This window comes from Staphylococcus sp. LKG3-1 (genome assembly GCF_048568385.1).
Classification (GTDB): Bacteria; Bacillota; Bacilli; order Staphylococcales; family Staphylococcaceae; genus Staphylococcus; species Staphylococcus saprophyticus.
Genome location: NZ_CP183796.1, coordinates 970,412 through 991,512 on the forward strand (window position 1 = coordinate 970,412; position 21,101 = coordinate 991,512).

Below are 21,101 nucleotides of genomic sequence, written 5' to 3' on the forward strand. Positions count from 1 at the left end.
CTCAGGCTCAATCATTATGTTAACTTTGCTTTGTAATATCAATTTTGTGTTTATATACGAATTTACAAACGGTTGCATGCATTTATATCATTGTCTTAATATTATGTAGGTTTAATTATTATGATGCATTACCGTATTTTCACATTAATAACACTTCATTATTTACTTAGGTTTTAACATTCATTTGATACTTACGCATACACATATGCATTATTCTATTTTTTTATTAATCTAATTATCTATTTTTCCGAAAGAAAATAGCGTCACATATTTACCTAAACTAGATTTTAAAGTATATTAAAATGTATATTGAAAAATATCAATACATAAGGAGATTAGATATGTCTAAAAAAGATAAAACAACTTCTAACTTTTTGAATGAGGCAAAAAGTGTAGAAGAAAATGACAAACAGTCTAATGAAACAAATGGTCAACAAATCAAACGCGACCGCACTTACATCACACCTGATGAATTTAAATCTAAGTCACCTAAGAAAGATAACCAAGCATTCTTTGTTTCACGTATCAATAAACCAGCAAAATATACTAAAGATTCAAATTTTTTCTCATATCTTGTATATAGAATTGGTAAAGATGACGCATCAGGACTGTCAGCACAGTTATCTTATTATTTCATGCTTTCATTGTTCCCAATGCTACTATTCTTACTCTCTATCGTACCAGTTGTTGGTGTGAAACAGTCGACGATAAGAGATTTAATAAAAGATCATGTGCCATCTGATTATGCACCTCAAGTTTCAAGTATAATTGGTGATATTATGGACAATGCGAGCGGTGGATTACTATCTATCGGGTTAATCGCAGCATTATGGTCCGCATCTAACGGAATGACTGCGCTAATGAATGCCTTTAATGTTGCTTATGACGTTGAAGATAGCCGAAATTTTGTAGTTGCTAAACTTTATAGTGTATTATTCACGCTTGCCATGATTATCGTTATGCCAGTTGCACTCGTGTTACCTACATTTGGGCAACAAATTGGTGATCTGCTATTCGGCCCGCTAGGCCTTGGAGATCAAGTAAAGTGGCTGTTTGATACAATACGTTTTGTATTACCTGTAATTGTTGTTCTTATAGCATTCATGGTGTTATACACATTAGCTCCTAATGTTAAAATTAAATTATTGTCTGTTATTCCAGGCGCTATATTTGCAACAATCGTCTTCTTAGGTGGGTCATATTTATTTGGATTTTATATTTCAAACTTTGCTAATTATTCTAAAACATATGGTAGTATTGCCGGTATTATCATCTTAATGTTATGGTTATACATCACAGGTTTCATCATCATCATTGGTGCTGAAATCAACGCCATCTTCCATCAACGTAAAGTGGTACGTGGTAAAACACCTGAAGAACAAACCTTGGACGATATCGAACATAATAGAAATACATCTATTGCAGATAATCAAGATTCTGAAAATAAAAATACTGATATTACATCATCAAACAAAGCAGTTAATGATGTAGATACATCGAAAAATAACGGATTATATTAACTAATCCCCCTCAAACAAATGAGATGTCATTGTTTGAGGGGGATTTTAATAAATATAAAAGCTTTTATTGTTGCATAAAAATTAAAAAGCTAAAACAGCGTGTATGTCTACCATACGCGTTTGTTTTAGCTTGCTAAATTTATATTCCCTTTATTGAATTAAATTGTGCTGGAATGCATATATGACGGCTTGAGTTCTATCTTGAACTTCTAATTTACTTAGGATATTACTTACATGCGTTTTCACTGTTTTAATCGTAATATGTGAAGCGCTGGCAATCTCTTGGTTAGAGTAACCTTTAGCAATCAGTAATAAAATCTCCATTTCACGTTCTGTGAGCATTTCATACAATTCAGCTCGTTGTTTCATCCTATTTCTCATTTTAACTAGGACTTCTGCTTCAAATACTGACTCATTATTGTAAGTCTTACGAATCGCTTCAGCAATATCACTAGCACTTGTTGTTTTCAATATATAGCTATCTACACCGGAATCAAGTGCACGATAGACTTCGTTATCTTCAATATAACTCGTAAGCATGACAACTTTAATATTTGGCAAGTCTTTTTTAACTTGTTCAGTTGCTTCGACACCATCCATATCGTCCATAAGTAAATCCATTAAAATTAGGTCCGGTTTCAGTTCATGTGCTTTTTCGATTGCATCTTTTCCTGACTTACCTTCCCCTACGACATCTATATCAGATTGTGTGGATAAATAACTAGAAATACCTATTCGAACCATTTCATGATCATCAACAAATAATACTTTAATCGGCATTTGAATCCTCCTTATTTAATGGTGCCTTCACTTCAATTCTCGTACCTGCATCAGGCAAAGAAACGATATGAAATGTTGCACCTATTTCTAGTGCACGTTCGCGCATATTTTTTAATCCATAACTTTGTTCTACCTTATCATCTACATTAAACCCTTTACCATTATCTTGTATACGCAATAACAAATATTCTTCCCTATTAAATAATTCAATTGTGACCTTCGTTCCTTTAGAATGTCTTAGCGTATTAGAAATGGCTTCTTGCGTAATACGGAATAAATGGTCCTCGATACCTTTTGGTACTTTGAATTCTTCAATATCATGTACCACTTTCATTGGTACTTTTTTCTGTAAATCAACGACTAAATCTTTAATACCCTCACCTAAAGATTTATCTTTCAAACCAATAGGTCTTAAGTGTAATAGTAGTGCTCTCATTTCTAATTGGGAATCTTGAATCATTTTTTCTAATACTGGTATTTGTTGGTCCAATGGGGCCTTCAATTCTGTCTCTTTAATTGCTGATAACATCATACTTGCTGCGAATAATTGTTGACTAACTGAATCATGTAATTCACGCGCTAAACGTTGACGTTCGTCTTCTATAATTTTCTTAACTTTAACATCATTGATATTATAAGATTCATTCGTCAGGTTCTGTGTTTTCATTCTTAATTTATGTACTTCTTGATTTAACGGCACAAGCGTTTGATATAGTTCGATTGTTTCGTTGTATAATTCAATATTTTTATCATTGATACCCACTGTTTGACCTTCTATTGAACGTTCAATTTGATCTTTTAACCAATGATTTTGCTGATTGATTTTATATGCTAAGACAGAACCTACAATAATACAGAGTAAAATCACCATTAGATTTAAAAAAAGCAGTACAGGTATGCCAAATATTTGAGTATAAAACATACCTTGAAAATACATTATATTAACAAACACTTTATCAATAAAGAATATGGCAAAAAACGTACTATATACTAATATCAACATGGACCCGATCGCTCTAAAGTAGTGATTCATTTATAAATCACCTCAACATCACCTAAAAATGAAGAGACATAAATATTTACAGCATAGTTCTCTGCTTTTGTTTCTTCTACTACCTTAATATTATTATTCTCAACTTTATAAGAGGTTTCGTTTACATAGGCATTCCCGTATAACGTTGTGAAATGTAATATAATATTATAGTTAAGTGGTACCACGATTTGAACTTTTCCAATGATATGTCGAATAACGATTGTATTATTTTCTTTAATGTTTGCTGCTTTAGACATATCAATATGAATATCACCAATGCCATGTTGAATTTGTAAATCTTCCCATTTATAAACATATACAGGTGATCGTTGCTCGCCAAACCATTTTTGTTTTATAAATTCCGGTGAGTCTACTTCTTCTTCTGTTGCAGTAATTTTTAAAGGTTTAAATTTATAAATAATATATCTAACGATGAGTACTATTAAAAATATAAATAATATGATAATCGTATACTTATTAGATAATAAGGTAAATGCTATTAATAACGCACCAATCCAAAAAGCTAATAAACCACGTACTTTATGAAAATAGATATAACCCACATAAACTAAAATACAACCCAATAATAACACAAGTAAAAAGCCAATTTTTTCAAAGAAAATATAATAAAAATTGGCAATAATCATTAATGCTGTAAATACGATAAGCATCTCTGTGGATATATATTTATGAGTCATGTTTCGCCACCTTTCTTTAAGCGACTAAACTGATACGTTCGATTAAATCACATTCAGTTTCAATGTTTGCACGTTCAACTGCCTGATGAGATAAATCGGATTCAATTCTCGCATAGTCTGCTTCCATTTCGTTTAATTCTTTTTTAATTTTTTCTATTTCAGAATGTTCTATTTCTTGAGCACAGTAAATGTAATATTCATCTATCATATCAATATATTTATTTTCTAGCGTTAAAGTTAAGCTGTCTATTAATTTTTCAACATACGCTTTTCTTTCAATTAAATATTTTATGTACATTTCAATGCTTCTCATTTTTTTATCTAAATACTGTCTATATTCTACTAAACTTGTATAAAAAGTGTTTTTAGTCATTTTGTCTAAATAAGTCGTAATATAATTCATAGAATCACCTCATGATTGATTAGATTCCATTATAAAAAATTTCCGGAACCATTGGTATAGGCTCCGGAACCATCTTATATTAGGACTTTAGACCGAAACAAGATTAATCTATTTTAGTAGTTAATAATGGTCCATCTTTTGTCACAATAACCGTATGTTCAATTTGAGCAACAAAACTTTTATCGTTTGTTTCAAATGCCCATTCATTTTTACCTTCTGTTACAAAAGTTGCCTTTGTAGAAATGAATGGTTCAACAGCGATTACTGTGCCTTCTTTTAATAGTGTTTTATCTTTAGGTTCATAATAATTCATAACATGGCTTGGCGCTTCATGTAGAGATTGGCCTACGCCATGACCTGTTAGGTTTTTAATTACTGTAAGGTTATTTTTTCGTGCAGTCGCATGTACTGCTTTACCAATTTGGCTTAATTTAGCACCAGGTTTTACACGTGTCATTGCGGCTTCGAATGCTTCTAATGCCACATCACACACTTTTTGTTTTAATGGATTGTCCGGTTCACCAACAACAAATGAAATCCCTGTGTCTGCATAGTATCCGTTTTTAAGCGCAGACACATCTATATTCACTAAATCACCTTCACGTATTTTACGTTTACCAGGTATACCATGAGCTACTTCTTCGTTTACACTGATACATGTTTGACCTGGAAAGTTCTCATCATGAATTGGCGCTGATATCGCTCCATGCTTTTCAAATAAGTCCTTTGCAATATCGTCTAGTTCTTTTGTTGTAATTCCTGGCTTAGTTGCTGATTGCATTTCATCTCTTACTAGCGCGCAAATATAACCAATATCTTTTAATGCTGTTAATTCTTCTTCTGTTTTTACAATCATATTATCCCGTTCCTTTTTGTAATTTATATTCTTTATTATTATAGCAGACTTTTTTTGATATAATAAATTAGAAAATTTTATCAACTATAGTTTAACATTTCACAGATATTAATAATACGACTACTCACCATTTTGAGCAGTTATTTGACTATACATCACATTAGGAGTTTTTAAATGAATGATAACTGGTATAAAAAAATTATCGGTGCTCGTACAATTAAAACGGGTCTAGCCACATTTCTGACTGCATTATTTTGTTTAGCTTTAAACTTAAATCCGATATTTGCTATATTAACGGCTATTGTGACGATTGAACCTACAGCTAAAGCTTCATTAAAAAAAGGCTATCGTCGTTTGCCAGCAACCATTATTGGGGCATTATTTGCAGTCATATTCACATTTATATTTGGGGACCAATCCCCTTTCGCATATGCATTGAGCGCTACGTTCACAATTATTCTATGTACCAAACTTAATTTACATGTGGGTACTACGGTAGCTACATTAACAGCTATGGCTATGATTCCAGGTATTCATGAAGCCTATTTCTTTAATTTCTTTTCTAGATTATTAACTGCTATCATCGGACTCGTAACAGCTGGATTAGTAAACTTTATTATTTTACCTCCAAAATATTATGATCAAGTTGAATCATCTATTAATTTGACTGAATCAAAAATGTACGAACTCTTTGAATTACGTATGCGTCAATTATTACTTGGTAAATTTACAAAAGGCGCGCCTTATCGTCAATTAAATCAATTAATCGATTTAAATCAAAAAGTGGAAACCTTACTTTCTTATCAAAAAGATGAACTAAGCTATCACAAACACCATGATTCAGAATGGATTCAACTTAAAGCACTAACTACGCGCGCGCATACTAATAGGTTGTTTATTACCCATTTATCTAATTTAGTTTATTTACCGAAAGATACGATAATTACTTTTACAAACGATGAAAAATTGGCGATTTTAAGTATCGCACAAAGTATAAACAATATATATTCGACTGGACACTTCGAGCGTAAGAAACAACATGCCTCTTTACTAAAAATGTCTGTGAAAGGTTTAGATGAGTTTGATAGCAATCAACTTAAAAGTCATGTCATTTATGAAATTCTATTGATTTATCGCATATTAGATCATCGTTTTGCATAAATCTAAATTTATTCTTAAATAAAAAGCACACTCCTATAAGCATACATTGATGTGCACCCCTAAAAGTTAGATTTTTAGTCCAACTTTTGGGGTGCACATCAATATTCATATCGCTTTACGAGTGTGCTTTTTTATAATTTAATTTTTAGCTACGCGATCAACAATAACTTGTTTAGCAGCTTCTTCTTCAGTATTATCTACTTGTTTAGGCTCAAAAGCAATGCCTTTACGTTCACATGCTTTTTCTAATAAATAATCAGTAATTTCATGGTTTTTTGGTAAAATTGGACCATGTAAATATGTACCTAATAGATTTTTATAATGAATACCTTCTTTTGCATCTTCATCATTATTTCCATATCCATGTGTAACGTGACCTAAAGTACCAAACTTATGATATGTACGGCCACCATGATTTTCAAAACCAACTATTGTTCCAAAAGTTTTACTTTCAATCACAATATCGCCTGTAAGACGATTTGTTTGTGACTCAGTATAAAAGTCTAAAATATTTAAACCAGCTAATTCTGTACCATCTGGTGTAATGTATTTACTCCCCAAGAACTGATACCCACCACAAATTGTCAGACCGGGCATGCCTTCTTCAATGGCATCTTTCAATACCGTTTTTATTTTGCTTAATTCTTTCGTAGCCAAGGCTTGTTCTCTATCACTGCCACCACCAATGAAAAATATATCACAGTTATCTAGCGTGATACCTTCTGTTTCATTGATATCAACTACATTTAATTGGATATTCCTCAATTTAGCACGTTGTCTTAACGCAAAGATATTACCAATATCACTATATAAATTTAATTTATCAGGCATAAAATGATAAACAGTTAATTCATTCATTTCGCTTTGACCTCCTCAAAAGAGTGGTTTAATTGTTCTAACATAGGTGCGAGCGAAGTATAATTTGGAATTGCTACAGTAAAGCTCTCTTTATATTCCATAGATTTAGCAGTCGCTTTGTAAATATCGCGCTCTAAGATAACAGGTACTGTAACACCAGCCAATTTTAATCTTAATTGAAGTTCTTCTGCTCTAGTTCCTGTAACAATAATTGTCTCTATTTGTTGTCTTGTTAATTTTTCAAAATCTGCATCATATATCCACGATGTATCTCTACCATCTGCAGCATTATCATTTAAACTGATAAGGTAAACCTTACTACCGCTTAATTGTTCACCTACTGAGAGACTTGCGTTCATCCCTGCAGGATTTTTGGCTAAGTTTATCATAGCTTCTTTGCTATCTTGTTTAAAATATTGCATACGGCCGTTGTCTGATGTATACGTTTCAAAACCTTTTCTGATGCCGTCATCATTAATGCCTAACTCTCTTAATACAGAATATGCAGCAATCGCGTTATAAGCATTAAAATCACCAGCTATTTTCATATTAAACGTTTTAGAACCAATATTTAAGTTTATAAACGGTGTCAGTGTAAATGAGGATACTTCATATTGTGTATCCTCACGTTTAAAACCACATTCACAGTGATAATGACCAATTTGGTTATATTGGATATAGTCATAATGGAGTAAACGTCCGCAGTTTGGACAATAACGGCTTTCATTCATTGTACTTTGTTCAAATTTGTGTGCGTGTGCCTTCATGCCATAGTAAACCACCGTGTCACTCGCAATTTTCAACCTACTCACAAATGGATCATCTGCATTCAATAATAATTTAATGCCTTTATTATTAATCGCCTTTGCTATGTTATTAACCATAATATCAATTTCACCAAAACGGTCCATTTGATCTCGGAAGAAATTCGTAACAACCATCATCGTTGGTGTTACTTCGTTAAGCACTCTCGGAATAGAGCCCTCGTCAATTTCAATGACTGCGATTTTTGTATTTTTCTTATTTTGCAAAATAAAAGCAGATGTAATACCTGCAGCCATATTTGCGCCTTCATTATTATGTATGATTTCTATATCATTAGCTTTTAATGTATGACCGATTAGGTTTGAAGTGGTTGTTTTCCCGTTCGTACCACTTATAAAAACAATCTCATCAACTTGAGATGCTAACTTTCTTAATATATTTTTATCTACTCTTCTAGCTACTTGACCGGGCAAGTCTGTGCCTTTTTTGCCAGCAGCTTTACTTGCTTGCCTTGCCAATTTTGCTAAGCGGGTTGCAGTCCAGTATCTCATTTAGCTCCTCCTCTACTCTTCACTCAAATATTATAACACGATTATGTTGTATTCCAAACAATTCTCAACCCAATTTACATGAGTCTTTTTCAAATAAAGTAGCGTATAATTTACTACTAAGTCTAGTTTTGCTATACTGAAAAAAAGTATAGGAGGCTTATTAATTATGTTAAACAAAGAACTATTAGATGCTTTAAATGAACAAATGAATCATGAATTTTATGCTGCTCACGCTTATATGGCTATGGCTGCCTTTTGTGACGACAATTCTTACGAAGGTTTTGCAAATTTTTATATTCAACAAGCTAAAGAAGAAAGATTCCATGGTAAAAAAATATATGACTATATTAACGACCGTGGAGAGCATGCTTTATTTACAGCAATTCCTGCACCAAAAACAGAGTTCAGCAGCATCTTAGAAACGTTTGAAGATGGTTTGGCTCAAGAACAAGACGTTACACGTAGATTCTATAATTTATCAGATTTAGCTAACAAAGATAAAGATTATGCTACGATTTCATTCTTAAATTGGTTCTTAGACGAGCAAGTTGAAGAAGAAGCTATGTTTGAAACGCATATCGATTACTTAAATCGTATTGGTGATGATAGTAATACACTTTATCTTTATGAAAAAGAGTTAGCTGCACGTTCATTTGATGAATCAGAATAATTAATAGGTAATACTCATGAATTTATATATCAAAAAAGTCTGGGACATCAATAAATGTCCCAGACTTTTTTGAATTAGGCAGTAAATGTTAGTTCAATCTCATTAACTTGACTGTCTTTCATTTATTCTATAAAGTCATAACATATTCAATTATAGAAAGGGAACTTGCTCCATGAGTAACGATGCATTTATAGCTTTAGATTTTGAAACTGCCAACGGTAAACGTACAAGTATTTGTGCTGTTGGTATGGTTAAAGTAGTCAACCACCAGATAACAGAATCTTTCTATACACTTGTTAACCCTAATGACTATTTCTCACAACAAAATATCGCAGTCCACGGCATACATCCTGAACAAGTTGAAGATGCGCCTACATTTCAAACAGTATATCCCTATATGTTGCAATTTATCGGGGATTTACCCGTCGTTGCGCATAATGCAGCATTCGATATGAACGTTCTACATGAAAGTATTAGTGCATTTGGTTTTGATACCCCTAATATGACTTACTTTTGCTCTTTACAACTTTCAAGAAGAACAGTAGAAAATCATCGCTATGGTCTAAATTACATGATGCAATATTATAATTTAGATTTTCATGGACATCATGATGCGCTCAATGATGCTAAAGCATGTGCTATGATTACGTTCCGTCTCTTAAAACATTATGATGATTTACCTAGTATGTTAAATATCTACGGCAAGGATTTAAAAGATAAAGATTAATTCTATTTCCTTGAGATGTCTGTAAAATAACTTAGCTAATATAAATCAATTTCTATCTTATTAAATATAATCGTATATTGTCATATTTTCATATGTCGCTTTTTCAAGATTACCAACAGTCACCCCTACAAGACGAATAGGCGTTTCAGGATTTTTTAATTCTGTATATAAATCATAAGCAATATTGTATATGTCAGTTTCTGAGCGAACCGGGTCTCTAAGACTACGTTGTTTCGACAAAGATTCAAACTTAAATGTTTTAATTTTTACTGTTATTGTTTTTCCAGATTTTTGTAATTTAGCTAGACGTTCTGCTGTTTTATTACTTAATTCCCAAATTTTTTGTAAAATTTCTTCATCCTCATTCATATCTGTGGCAAATGTTCGTTCTGTACCAACAGATTTCCTGATTCTAGTAGGCTTTACTGGATTATGATCTATCCCCCTCGCTTTATTGTACAAGCCATGTCCACGCTTACCAAATAGTCTAATAAGGTCCCGTTCACTTTGATTATATAAATCCTGTCCTGTATAAATCGCTTCTTGATGCATTTTTTGTTTTGAAGCTTTACCAACACCAGGAAAATCTCCAATGTCTAAGCCCATTAAAATATCATGAACATTTCTATAGTCAATAACTGTTAAACCGTTGGGCTTGTTCATACCACTTGCTAATTTAGCTAAAAATTTATTATATGATACACCTGCTGACGAAGTAAGCATTGTAGCTTCATAAATATCTCTCCTGATATATTGAGCGATTCGAGAGGCTGGTAAATCAGGTCTGACAAGATGTGTGATATCCAAATATGCTTCATCCAAAGACAAAGGTTCAACAACCTCTGTATAACTTTTAAATATATTCATAATCTTTTCCGATGCAGTTTTATAAGCTTCGAATCTTGGCGTCACATAGTACCCGTTAGGACATAATTTATGCGCTTGTGCAGTGGGCATCGCAGAATGTACACCATATTGTCTTGCCTCATATGATGCCGTTGATACGACCCCTCTTCCACTAGCTTTACCACCAACAATGACAGGTTTTCCTTTTAGTTTAGGGTTATCCCTCATTTCTACTTGTGCGAAAAAGTAGTCCATATCCACATGTATAATCCGTCTTTCTGACAATGCCCTCACCTCCTGTATTCGATATAATTTATAATTGTGTTGTTTTTATCTTACATCCTCCATCATCATTTTTCTTTGAATTTGCTCAATAAAAAAAGGAACAGTACACGTTTAAGTTAATCAGTTTGAATTTAATATTCAAATGATCATTTACTCAAACGGAGCTGATCCTTTATCAAAGTTACATTTATCATATTATGATTTCAATTCAGTTCGAAATTCTTGAGCAGGGGCATGCGCTTGTGTATAAAATTTAATCCCTTCTTCTGTATCTTCAATAAGTTGTACATGTTTATTTAATAAACCTGTAAGGAAATACATATCCATTACGCAATATCCTATGTGAAAACATGCAATAAAGATAATAGATGAGTAAGCAAAATACGAAAATATTACTAATAATACGCTTGTGATAATGACTAAAGGGGCTAACATAATTGTCATGTATTGCCATTTTTTAAAATAAACATTTGGCATATGTGTTGTAATCAAACCTGATTTAATACGATATGTAGGTTTATTACCTTTTGACATTACTCTGAACATTATATTATGAATAAATTCATGCAAGAAATACACTGCTGCAAAACCAACAATACCAAAAATAATATTAAAAATTATGTTTTGTTCTATAATATGGGTCATAGAATATGCCATTTTATAAGAAATCAAAATGCTAATCATCACAATAGTTAATTGAAATAAAATAAAACCTTCAACTGCTTTCTTATTAGAAAACAAATCAATTTTAAACATTAGACGCCCTCCTCGTCACTCGTTATTAACTAGAGTATACAACGATTATCACCACTATGAAAGGGGTTAAAATGAAAGTAAGTTGCTTGTAATTGAATTTTAACAAACTTACTCATTTTGCAATATTTTGCAATGTTTAGCAAACAAATTATTAATTATTTTTACACAAGTCATATATATAAAACGTATTTAATTATAAGTAATACAGTCTTTGCATCAATGCTTTATATACGTTCAAATTGTGCCACTGTTTCAACATGCGTAGTATGTGGAAACATATCAACCGGTGTAATTTGTGTTAACTTATATTGGTTTGCTAATAATTGTGCATCACGCTGTTGCGTTGATGGGTTACATGATATGTAGACAATTTTTTGAGGATTTAGCTCTAATAATGTCTTCAAAAATGTTTCGTCACAACCCTTTCTAGGTGGATCAACCATTACAACATCTGGTCTTATTCCTTCTGATTTCCATTTTAAGATAACTTCTTCTGCCTTACCACAGACAAAAGTAGTATTTTCAAATTGGTTTATAGTCGCATTTTGTTGAGCATCTGTAATGGCTTCTGGCACAACCTCAACACCATAGACATGTTTTGCTTTGGGAGCCATATATAAACCAATGGTCCCAATACCGCAATAAGTATCCAACACTGTTTCTTCTCCCTGTAGTTCAGCATAATCTATAGCACGTTGATATAGTTTTTCTGTTTGGATAGAATTAATTTGATAAAATGATTGGTCATTAATTTTAAATGTCACATCTGACAACGTATCGACAATCTCATCTTTACCATAAAGTGTATAAGAATTTTGTCCCATTATAACGTTGGAATGTGTATCATTTACATTTTGTTTAATACTCACTATTGCTGGAAAATGTTGTTTTAAACGTTCTGTTAGGATGTCACCTTGTTTAAATTTTTTGCCATTTGTTACAAAAATGACCATGAGTTCTCTAGAATGATGCCCTGTTCTTATTACAACATGACGCATCATGCCTTGCTTTTTACGCTCATTATAAACACTGATGTTTAGTTCATTGAACCACGCTTTTAATTTATTTATAACTTCTTGGTGTAGTTGGTCTTGAATCAAACATTCATCCATATCAATAATATCGTGGCTACGTTGACGATAAAATCCTGTTATAACTTTATTCTCATTGTTTTTACCCACTGGAATTTGTGATTTATTTCTGTAGTACCAAGGATTTTCCATACCAATCGTGTCATGAATGATTGTATCTTTAAATCCAGCTTTACGTTGAAATAAATTCACAACTTGTTCTTTTTTCATATTTAACTGCGCTTGATATGTCATGTGCTGCAACTGACAACCACCACATTTATAATAATATATACACGGTGGTTCTACTCGATCAGTACTTTTTTCTTTAATTTCAACCAGCTTACCAATTGCGAAGTTCTTTTTCACTTTGATTACTTTAAACGCTATCACTTCATTAATGAGTGCATTGGGCACAAAAATTGGATAACGATCAAATTTCACAACACCATGACCTTCATGTGTTAAATCTATCACTGTTCCTTCAATTACTTCATTTTTTTGTATCGCATTCATTACTTCACCCCACATTAAAAGAGGTTAGGATGTATGTTGACTGACCTAACCTCGTAGTTTAATCTAAATTGTATTTTTATTTGTATCATTGTTCTATAATTTCTTCATTTTTAATATCATTTGGTGTGAATACTTCAATATGTTGTTTCAAGTTTAAAAAATTACCAGGTAATTTGCCTCCATATTCACCATCTACATTTAATTGCATATCGGTGAATGATGAAACGCTAATAGATTTGGCCTTCTTGTAATGTACTTTAGGATGCTTGGTATGTTCACCTCTTGATGCTAACGTCATAATGTGGCCTAATTCAGCTAAGTTAGCTTTTTCAACGATAATTAATGTAAAATAACCATCGTCCAATTTAGCATCGGGGACTAATTTTTCAAACCCAGCCATTGAATTCGTAAGCCCTAGTAAGAATAACAAGGCTTCTCCTTGGAATACTTCGTCATCATATTCAATACGAATATCCACGGCTTTCATTTGAGGTAACATTTCAAAACCTTTGATATAATACGCGAATGGTCCTACAATGGATTTCAACTTACTCGGAGTTTCGTATGATACTTGAGTTAGTTGTCCACCTGCAGCTAAGTTAATAAAATAACGACTATTCATCTTACCAATATCCACACGTGTCATATGTCCCTCAATAATGACATCTATCGCACTCATGATATCTGTGGGTAAATGTAATGCACGACCAAAATCATTCACAGTGCCCATCGGTATAATACCTAAACTTGGTCTATTTGGCTTTTCAGCAATGCCATTTATGACTTCATTTAAAGTACCATCTCCACCAGCTGCAATCAGTACATCGTAATTTTGTTCTAAACTACGTGCTGCTTCTGTAGTTGCGTCGCCTACTTTTTCTGTGGCATATGCACTTGTTTCAAATCCAGCTTTTTCTAATTTAATTAAAACATCTGGTAATGTGCGTTTAAATAATTCCTTTCCAGATGTTGGATTATAAATGATTCTAGCTCTTTTTCTCATAATTTATCCCTCTACTTCATATACTCAATACCTATATTATATGATTTACATAGATGTTAAAAGCATTTTAGGTTAAATTCCAAAGAAAATGTTTAAGGCACATCGCATTTAAAAGACCCTGTAGCATAATTTGAGCTACAGGGTCTAGATATATTGAATTATCGTTTATCCAATTCTTGTTTTAACAATTGGTTAACTAACTGTGGATTAGCTTGACCTTTAGAAGCTTTCATAATTTGTCCAACTAAGAAGCCCATAGCCTTACCTTTACCATTCTTATAGTCTTCAATAGATTGCTCGTTATTATCCAATGCTTCATTTACAAATCTAAGCAATGTTGCTTCGTCAGAAATCTGCACTAAGCCTTTATCTTCCATAATTTGTTTTGCATCCCCGCCATTTTCAGCTAGTTCAGGGAATACTTTTTTAGCTATTTTACTACTCATTGTGCCATCTTCAATTAATTTAATCATACCCGCTAAGTTTTCTGGTGTTAACTTAGTATCTAATAAATCAATTTGATTTTTATTTAGATATTCGTTTACGCCACCCATTAACCAGTTAGATGTCAATTTAACATCTGCACCTTCTGCAACTGCACCTTCGAAGAAATCAGACATTTCTTTTGTCAGTGTAAGTACGTGTGCATCGTAGGCAGGTAAACCATATTGATTTACATACTTTTCTTTTCTTTCATCAGGTAATTCAGGAATCGTTTGACGAACGCGTTCTTTCCATTCTTTATCTACATATAAAGGTACAATATCTGGTTCTGGGAAATAACGGTAATCGTCAGATCCTTCTTTAACACGCATTAATAATGTCTTACCATTAGACTCGTCAAACCGACGTGTTTCTTGTAAAATTTCTCCACCATTTAACAATTCTTCTTCTTGACGTTTTTCTTCGTATTCAAGACCTTTACGAACATATGTGAAGGAGTTTAAGTTTTTCAACTCAGCTTTTGTACCAAATTCTTCTTGACCATACGGACGTAATGAAATGTTGGCATCACAACGTAATGAACCTTCTTCCATCTTACAATCTGAAACGCCTGTATATTGAATGATTGAACGTAGTTTTTCTAGGTATGCGTATGCTTCTTGAGGAGAGCGAATATCTGGTTCCGATACGATTTCAATTAATGGTGTACCTTGTCTATTTAAATCAACTAAAGAATAACCATCTTTATGTGTTGATTTACCAGCATCTTCTTCCATGTGTAAACGCGTGATACCAATGCGTTTTGTTTCACCATCAACCTCGATATCGATATAACCATTTTCACCAATTGGTTGATCAAATTGTGAAATTTGATAAGCTTTTGGATTATCTGGATAAAAATAGTTTTTACGGTCAAATTTAGATTCTGTAGCAATTTCCATATTCAATGCCATTGAAGCTCTCATGGCCCAATCAACAGCACGTCTGTTTACAACTGGTAATACACCTGGATATGCTAGGTCGATAACATTTGTGTTTGAGTTCGGTTTTGCTCCAAAATGCGCTGGCGCTGGAGAAAACATTTTAGAATCTGTTTTTAACTCAACGTGGACTTCTAGTCCGATAACTGTTTCAAAATGCATGATTTCCACTCCTTATAGTTTTTCGTATTCATTATGAAAATTAAATTTTGTTTCATATTGGTAAGCGACACGATATAGTGTTTTTTCATCAAATGGTTTACCTATAAATTGTAAACCGATTGGGCGGCCATTTGATTGTCCACAAGGAACAGAGATACCTGGTAAACCAGCTAAATTAACTGGCGTTGTTAATAAATCGTTCGCATACATTGTAAGTGGATCATCTATTTCGTCACCTAAATTGAAAGCTGTTGTAGGTGTAGTTGGACCAACGACAACATCATAATTTTCAAATATACGATTGAAATCATCTTTGATTAATGTTCTAACTTTTTGTGATTTTTTATAAAATGCATCATAATAACCTGAACTTAATGCAAATGTTCCCAAGAAGATACGGCGTTTAACTTCCTCACCAAAGCCTTCACTTCTAGACATTTTATATAATTCTTCTAATGAGTTCGCTTCTGGAGAATGATATCCATATCTAATACCATCGAAACGAGACAAGTTAGAAGAAGCTTCAGAAGATGCAATTACATAATAAGAAGGAATCCCATACTTCGTATTCGGTAATGATACTTCTTCTACAGTGGCACCAAGACCTCTTAAAGTTTCGACTGCTTCTTTTACAGATGCTTTGACTTCATCAGAAACACCTTCACCTAAATACTCACTTGGAAGTGCGATTTTCAATCCTTTAATATCTTTACCGATATCAGAAGTGTAATCAGCATCTTCAACTGGCGCACTTGTTGAATCATTTTCGTCTACCCCAGTAATTGCTTCCAAGACTAATGCATTGTCTTTAACTGTACGTGTCAATGGTCCAATTTGATCTAATGACGATGCAAAGGCTACTAGACCAAAACGTGATACACGGCCATATGTTGGTTTCAAACCGACAATTCCACAATAAGCTGCTGGTTGACGAATTGAGCCACCAGTATCAGAACCTAAACTGAAAGGAACTAAACCAGCTGCAACTGCTGCGGCAGAACCACCCGAAGAACCACCAGGTACTGCAGTATGATCGAAAGGATTTACAGTTTTTTTGTAATATGATGTTTCAGTAGAACCACCCATAGCAAATTCATCCATATTTAATTTACCGATAAGCACTGCTTGTTCATTTCGTAATTTATTCATCACAGTTGATTCATAAATTGGTACAAAGCCCTCTAACATTTTACTAGCACATGTTGTTTCTACACCTTCAGTAATAATGTTATCTTTAATACCCATTGGAATACCAAATAACTTGCCTTCCATTTGGTCTTTTGCTTGTAATTCATCTAATTCTTGTGCTTTTTTAATAGCATTTTCTTTATCTAATGCAAGAAACGATTTGATCGTTGGATCAGTTTCTTCAATTGCATCGTAAATATCACTTACAACTTTAGATGGTGTAATTTCTTTGTTTTTGATTAAGTTGATCAAATTCTCAACAGATTCATAACGGATGGTCATCTTAAGCGTCCTCCTCATTCATGATAGATGGTACTTTAAACTGTCCATCTTCCGTCTCTTTAGCATTTTTTAATGCAAGCTCTTGAGGGATGCCCTCGATTGCTTTATCTTCACGTAATACATTTTGTAAATCTAGTACGTGATATGTTGGTTCAATTTCACTAGTATCCGCTGTATCTATTTGATTAGCAAAGTTTAAAATGCTTTCTAATGTATTTTGCATTTCAGTCGTTTCATCTTCAGTAATTTGAAGTCTTGCTAAATTTGCTATATGTTCAACTTCTTCTCGTGTAACTTTAGCCATTAAATAAAAGCCTCCTTTTTACTCATTCATTACAAAATTGTACCAAAATTTCGTTGAAAAATCTAAGTTTTTCAATAATAACAGTAAATTAAAACTTTAAATTGCTATTATTTGCTTGTCATTCATACGTTAAAAATGGCCATTGTTTAAATTTTACCACCTAAATCACGCACGATTTATTTTTTAAAATGCATAATCAATCATTGCACTTTATATTTCATGTAACTATACATCATTTAATGGAAGCGCTTAACAAAGCATGGCTAAAATGTATTTTTTCATTAAACTAAAATAATACTATTCTATTTATAAATTACATTGTATAATAATTCATGTAGTACAATAGAATCATTTAAAACAAAGGGAGATGAGGACGATGCTGATATTAGGCACTTCATTGGCCAACCAAGTACATGCAAGTTGGCAAACATATATAATGATCATCATATATTTCATTATATTATTATTTATCGGTTACTACGGATACAAACAAGCTACAGGTAATTTAAGTGAATTTATGTTAGGCGGTAGGAGCATCGGTCCTTATGTGACAGCACTTTCAGCAGGTGCATCAGATATGAGTGGCTGGATGATTATGGGGCTACCTGGATCTGTTTATAGTACTGGGTTATCTGCTATGTGGATTACCATTGGTCTTTCATTAGGCGCCTATGTAAATTATTTTGTCGTTGCACCTCGTCTACGTGTCTATACAGAATTGGCTGGTGATGCGATTACATTACCAGATTTCTTTAAAAACAGATTAAATGATCACAATAATTACATAAAAATTATATCCGGCTTAATTATTGTTGTTTTTTTCACTTTATACACACATTCCGGTTTTGTATCAGGTGGTAAATTATTCGAAAGTGCCTTCGGTTTGAATTATCATTGGGGATTACTAATGGTTGCATTTATAGTCATATTTTATACATTTTTCGGTGGTTATCTTGCTGTATCTATCACCGACTTCTTCCAAGGAGTGATCATGTTAATCGCTATGGTGATGGTCCCTATCGTTGCACTTATCGATTTAAACGGCATCGATACGTTTAAACAAGTAGCAGAGATGAAACCAACAAATATGAATCTATTTAAAGGCACAACCGTTTTAGGTATCATTTCACTGTTTGCTTGGGGATTGGGTTATTTCGGACAACCTCATATTATTGTTAGATTTATGTCTATAAAATCGCACAAATTATTACCAAAAGCACGAAGATTAGGTATTAGCTGGATGGTGATTGGGTTATTAGGTGCTGTTGCAGTTGGTTTAACAGGTATTGCCTTTATTTCTGAACGCAACATCAAGTTAGAGGATCCTGAAACTTTATTTATCGTTATGAGCCAAATTTTATTCCACCCTTTAGTTGGAGGCTTCTTATTGGCAGCAATTTTGGCAGCCATCATGAGTACAATTTCTTCACAATTACTGGTAACTTCAAGTTCCTTAACGGAAGACTTTTATAAACTCATTCGTGGTGAAGATAAAGCTAAAGCACACGAGAAAGAATTCGTAATGGTTGGTCGTTTATCTGTATTAATTGTAGCGATTGTGGCTATATGGATTGCTTGGTCGCCAAACGATACGATACTAAATTTAGTTGGTAATGCTTGGGCAGGATTTGGTGCCGCATTTAGTCCATTAGTTATCTTCTCACTCTATTGGAAAGGTCTATCACGTACTGGTGCACTTGCAGGCATGATTACCGGTGCATTGGTCGTAATTATTTGGATTGTTTGGATTAAACCATTAGCTTCTATCAATGAGCTATTTGGTATGTATGAAATTATTCCTGGATTCTTAGCAAGTGTGATTACTACTTACTTTGTTAGTAAATACACTAAAAAACCTGGTTCATTTGTGACACATGACCTAGATAAAGTAAAACAAATCGTAAAGGAATAGTTTGATATTATAACTGTTAATTCAATACAAAACGCCAAACTGGTATATCATTATAATTGATATCAGTTTGGCGTTATTTTTTGTCTATGCAAGATTGTCATTATCTTGGTTAATTGTTTCGGTTAATTGTTGTTTTTATAAATATGAACTTGTGGTTCTTTGTCGTCTTTCGTTTTACTTATAAGTGCTTTCGGATTATTACCATCTTTAATATGAATTTCATATTCATCAATACCATCAAAATATTTATCAGCTTGTTCTGTTACATATTGAGTGATACCAATCGTTTCTGCTTTACCGTAATAATCTATAGGTAAATCAACGGATAGTTGTTTCGCTTTTTTATTATCAAATTTAACTGTACCCACTGCTTGTGTGAAATTATTAAAATAGGTTTGTAGGTTGTCATTAAATTGTTTGAAATCGGAATTTAAATTTTCATCAAGCTCTCCCGCTTCTTCAGAAGGTAATAAGGCTGTTTTTTGATTAATATCTTTCCAATCATTAATACGTGTCTTACCATCTTCAACCGTTGTCCCTGCAATAAACTCACCTGGAACAATTGAATTTTCACCAGATTGTTTATAAATAGCAAAATGTATAGGTATTTCTTTCAAATCCTTATTTTCCCGAATTCGAGAAAGTAATTCTTCTGCCATTTGTTTACCTTGTTTTTCAATTTCTTTATCGTCGAGGTCTTTGCTATAGGTTTCACCGTCTTTTTCTTTTTGATAATAATATGTACTATTCATAGCTAAACCTATTGTCATACCTTTTATTTTTTTACCTTTTGTATCACCACTCGCATAAAAATCTTGTTCTAAAATATTAGATAAATATGCAGGTGATTGTTCAGCAATTTTTTCAGGATCTGTTTCACCTTTATGAGATGGATTTAGCCCCAAGTTTTCATTTGCTTTTTTCTCTTTTCTATCACTTTCATCCATTTTGTTAACTTCATCTTTAGTATACTTTGGATTTAGAAAAGCATTAATCATATCTTTATCTAAGTATTGTCCATCTTGATATAAGTAGTCATCCGTTGGAAATACACTTTTACTTAAATCTAACAAACCATTTTCAAAGTCTTCACCATTGTAACTGTTCGCCATGTTATCTTGTAATAATCCACGTGCTTGGCTCTCCTTAAATGGTAAAATCGTTCTATAATTATCACCTTGCACATTTTTATCCGTTGCAATTTCTTTTACGGAACCTGACTCTTTTTGTTGCTCTTTTTCATTAGATTGTTCTTTTGATTTTTCATCATTATTTCCACAAGCTGTTAATACCAAAATTGCTGAGATGAATAGTATAATCGTTCGTTTCAT

Annotated in this window: 20 protein-coding genes; 5 read left to right on the forward strand and 15 right to left on the reverse strand. The window is 32.9% G+C overall.

From position 1 onward, the window contains the following. The first annotated feature begins 341 nt into the window (after positions 1-341). A complete protein-coding gene (locus tag ACM595_RS04820; RefSeq protein WP_419744453.1) occupies positions 342-1,520 on the forward strand; it encodes a YihY/virulence factor BrkB family protein in 1,179 nt (392 codons plus the stop codon). Positions 1,521-1,670: 150 nt separating this feature from the next. Here the strand turns inward: ACM595_RS04820 and ACM595_RS04825 are convergent, their stop codons facing one another. The 5 genes from ACM595_RS04825 to map all read right to left on the reverse strand — a co-directional run bounded on the left by ACM595_RS04825 (position 1,671) and on the right by map (position 5,290). After that, entirely contained in the window at positions 1,671-2,300 is a 630-nt protein-coding gene (locus ACM595_RS04825; protein ID WP_002482846.1) for a response regulator transcription factor, read from the reverse strand. Further along, a complete protein-coding gene (locus ACM595_RS04830; protein WP_419744454.1) occupies positions 2,290-3,333 on the reverse strand; it encodes a sensor histidine kinase in 1,044 nt (347 codons plus the stop codon). Before ACM595_RS04830 ends, ACM595_RS04825 begins: the two co-directional genes overlap by 11 nt. Then, positions 3,330-4,031, reverse strand: coding sequence for a cell wall-active antibiotics response protein LiaF (liaF, locus tag ACM595_RS04835; protein ID WP_011302780.1), 702 nt, complete (start codon positions 4,029-4,031; stop codon positions 3,330-3,332). The genes ACM595_RS04830 and liaF overlap by 4 nt, the downstream gene beginning before the upstream one ends. A gap of 16 nt (positions 4,032-4,047) precedes the next feature. Beyond that, positions 4,048-4,434 (reverse strand): hypothetical protein, encoded by a 387-nt coding sequence (locus ACM595_RS04840; RefSeq protein WP_041079966.1) that lies wholly within the window; start codon positions 4,432-4,434, stop codon positions 4,048-4,050. Positions 4,435-4,537: 103 nt separating this feature from the next. Beyond that, on the reverse strand, positions 4,538-5,290 hold the full coding sequence (map, locus tag ACM595_RS04845) for a type I methionyl aminopeptidase (RefSeq protein ID WP_011302778.1): 753 nt from the start codon (positions 5,288-5,290) through the stop codon (positions 4,538-4,540). Positions 5,291-5,464: 174 nt separating this feature from the next. Between map and ACM595_RS04850 the strand changes: the two genes are divergently transcribed. Further along, a complete protein-coding gene (locus ACM595_RS04850; protein ID WP_002482841.1) occupies positions 5,465-6,451 on the forward strand; it encodes an FUSC family protein in 987 nt (328 codons plus the stop codon). Positions 6,452-6,589: 138 nt separating this feature from the next. Here ACM595_RS04850 and ACM595_RS04855 read toward each other — a convergent pair whose 3' ends face one another. Both ACM595_RS04855 and ACM595_RS04860 read right to left on the reverse strand, forming a co-directional pair. Beyond that, positions 6,590-7,309 carry a type 1 glutamine amidotransferase gene (locus ACM595_RS04855; RefSeq protein WP_115338453.1) on the reverse strand — a complete coding sequence of 240 codons (720 nt, stop codon included), beginning with the start codon at positions 7,307-7,309 and terminating at the stop codon, positions 6,590-6,592. After that, entirely contained in the window at positions 7,306-8,625 is a 1,320-nt protein-coding gene (locus ACM595_RS04860) for a Mur ligase family protein (RefSeq protein WP_115338452.1), read from the reverse strand. Before ACM595_RS04860 ends, ACM595_RS04855 begins: the two co-directional genes overlap by 4 nt. A gap of 166 nt (positions 8,626-8,791) precedes the next feature. Between ACM595_RS04860 and ftnA the strand changes: the two genes are divergently transcribed. Both ftnA and ACM595_RS04870 read left to right on the forward strand, forming a co-directional pair. Then, positions 8,792-9,295, forward strand: coding sequence for an H-type ferritin FtnA (gene ftnA, locus ACM595_RS04865; RefSeq protein WP_002482836.1), 504 nt, complete (start codon positions 8,792-8,794; stop codon positions 9,293-9,295). Positions 9,296-9,467: 172 nt separating this feature from the next. Further along, positions 9,468-10,022, forward strand: a complete 555-nt coding sequence (locus ACM595_RS04870) for a 3'-5' exonuclease (RefSeq protein ID WP_002482835.1) — start codon at positions 9,468-9,470, stop codon at positions 10,020-10,022. A 60-nt stretch (positions 10,023-10,082) separates the two neighbouring features. On the opposite strand, the gene dinB is transcribed toward ACM595_RS04870, so the two are convergent. The 7 genes from dinB to gatC all read right to left on the reverse strand — a co-directional run bounded on the left by dinB (position 10,083) and on the right by gatC (position 17,858). Beyond that, on the reverse strand, positions 10,083-11,153 hold the full coding sequence (dinB, locus tag ACM595_RS04875) for a DNA polymerase IV (RefSeq protein WP_037538126.1): 1,071 nt from the start codon (positions 11,151-11,153) through the stop codon (positions 10,083-10,085). A gap of 195 nt (positions 11,154-11,348) precedes the next feature. Beyond that, positions 11,349-11,909, reverse strand: a complete 561-nt coding sequence (locus ACM595_RS04880; protein WP_002482833.1) for a DUF3267 domain-containing protein — start codon at positions 11,907-11,909, stop codon at positions 11,349-11,351. A gap of 224 nt (positions 11,910-12,133) precedes the next feature. Beyond that, complete coding sequence (rlmD, locus tag ACM595_RS04885; RefSeq protein WP_037538124.1) at positions 12,134-13,495, reverse strand: 23S rRNA (uracil(1939)-C(5))-methyltransferase RlmD; 1,362 nt, start codon at positions 13,493-13,495, stop codon at positions 12,134-12,136. 85 nt (positions 13,496-13,580) lie between these two features. Further along, on the reverse strand, positions 13,581-14,498 hold the full coding sequence (locus ACM595_RS04890) for a diacylglycerol kinase (protein WP_002482831.1): 918 nt from the start codon (positions 14,496-14,498) through the stop codon (positions 13,581-13,583). A 158-nt stretch (positions 14,499-14,656) separates the two neighbouring features. Next, positions 14,657-16,084, reverse strand: coding sequence for an Asp-tRNA(Asn)/Glu-tRNA(Gln) amidotransferase subunit GatB (gene gatB / locus ACM595_RS04895; RefSeq protein WP_115338451.1), 1,428 nt, complete (start codon positions 16,082-16,084; stop codon positions 14,657-14,659). 12 nt (positions 16,085-16,096) lie between these two features. Continuing rightward, complete coding sequence (gatA, locus tag ACM595_RS04900) at positions 16,097-17,554, reverse strand: Asp-tRNA(Asn)/Glu-tRNA(Gln) amidotransferase subunit GatA (RefSeq protein ID WP_002482829.1); 1,458 nt, start codon at positions 17,552-17,554, stop codon at positions 16,097-16,099. Between the two features lies 1 nt (position 17,555). Then, complete coding sequence (gene gatC, locus ACM595_RS04905; protein ID WP_002482828.1) at positions 17,556-17,858, reverse strand: Asp-tRNA(Asn)/Glu-tRNA(Gln) amidotransferase subunit GatC; 303 nt, start codon at positions 17,856-17,858, stop codon at positions 17,556-17,558. A 376-nt stretch (positions 17,859-18,234) separates the two neighbouring features. Between gatC and putP the strand changes: the two genes are divergently transcribed. Beyond that, positions 18,235-19,770 (forward strand): sodium/proline symporter PutP, encoded by a 1,536-nt coding sequence (gene putP, locus ACM595_RS04910; protein WP_419744455.1) that lies wholly within the window; start codon positions 18,235-18,237, stop codon positions 19,768-19,770. 122 nt (positions 19,771-19,892) lie between these two features. Here the strand turns inward: putP and ACM595_RS04915 are convergent, their stop codons facing one another. Next, on the reverse strand, positions 19,893-21,101 hold the full coding sequence (locus ACM595_RS04915; protein ID WP_011302765.1) for a CamS family sex pheromone protein: 1,209 nt from the start codon (positions 21,099-21,101) through the stop codon (positions 19,893-19,895).

Bases quoted from the DNA above. Each gene is read 5' to 3' on its own strand.
- ACM595_RS04855 (WP_115338453.1), bottom strand. From the start codon at position 7,309: ATGAATGAATTAACTGTTTATCATTTTATGCCTGATAAATTAAATTTA.
- ftnA (WP_002482836.1), top strand. From the start codon at position 8,792: ATGTTAAACAAAGAACTATTAGATGCTTTAAATGAACAAATGAATCAT.
- ACM595_RS04850 (WP_002482841.1), top strand. From the start codon at position 5,465: ATGAATGATAACTGGTATAAAAAAATTATCGGTGCTCGTACAATTAAA.
- gatA (WP_002482829.1), bottom strand. From the start codon at position 17,554: ATGACCATCCGTTATGAATCTGTTGAGAATTTGATCAACTTAATCAAA.
- ACM595_RS04915 (WP_011302765.1), bottom strand. From the start codon at position 21,101: ATGAAACGAACGATTATACTATTCATCTCAGCAATTTTGGTATTAACA.
- ACM595_RS04880 (WP_002482833.1), bottom strand. From the start codon at position 11,909: ATGTTTAAAATTGATTTGTTTTCTAATAAGAAAGCAGTTGAAGGTTTT.
- putP (WP_419744455.1), top strand. From the start codon at position 18,235: ATGCTGATATTAGGCACTTCATTGGCCAACCAAGTACATGCAAGTTGG.
- ACM595_RS04840 (WP_041079966.1), bottom strand. From the start codon at position 4,434: ATGAATTATATTACGACTTATTTAGACAAAATGACTAAAAACACTTTT.
- ACM595_RS04820 (WP_419744453.1), top strand. From the start codon at position 342: ATGTCTAAAAAAGATAAAACAACTTCTAACTTTTTGAATGAGGCAAAA.
- ACM595_RS04890 (WP_002482831.1), bottom strand. From the start codon at position 14,498: ATGAGAAAAAGAGCTAGAATCATTTATAATCCAACATCTGGAAAGGAA.
- rlmD (WP_037538124.1), bottom strand. From the start codon at position 13,495: ATGAATGCGATACAAAAAAATGAAGTAATTGAAGGAACAGTGATAGAT.
- ACM595_RS04870 (WP_002482835.1), top strand. From the start codon at position 9,468: ATGAGTAACGATGCATTTATAGCTTTAGATTTTGAAACTGCCAACGGT.
- ACM595_RS04825 (WP_002482846.1), bottom strand. From the start codon at position 2,300: ATGCCGATTAAAGTATTATTTGTTGATGATCATGAAATGGTTCGAATA.
- liaF (WP_011302780.1), bottom strand. From the start codon at position 4,031: ATGACTCATAAATATATATCCACAGAGATGCTTATCGTATTTACAGCA.
- gatC (WP_002482828.1), bottom strand. From the start codon at position 17,858: ATGGCTAAAGTTACACGAGAAGAAGTTGAACATATAGCAAATTTAGCA.
- map (WP_011302778.1), bottom strand. From the start codon at position 5,290: ATGATTGTAAAAACAGAAGAAGAATTAACAGCATTAAAAGATATTGGT.
- ACM595_RS04830 (WP_419744454.1), bottom strand. From the start codon at position 3,333: ATGAATCACTACTTTAGAGCGATCGGGTCCATGTTGATATTAGTATAT.
- ACM595_RS04860 (WP_115338452.1), bottom strand. From the start codon at position 8,625: ATGAGATACTGGACTGCAACCCGCTTAGCAAAATTGGCAAGGCAAGCA.
- gatB (WP_115338451.1), bottom strand. From the start codon at position 16,084: ATGCATTTTGAAACAGTTATCGGACTAGAAGTCCACGTTGAGTTAAAA.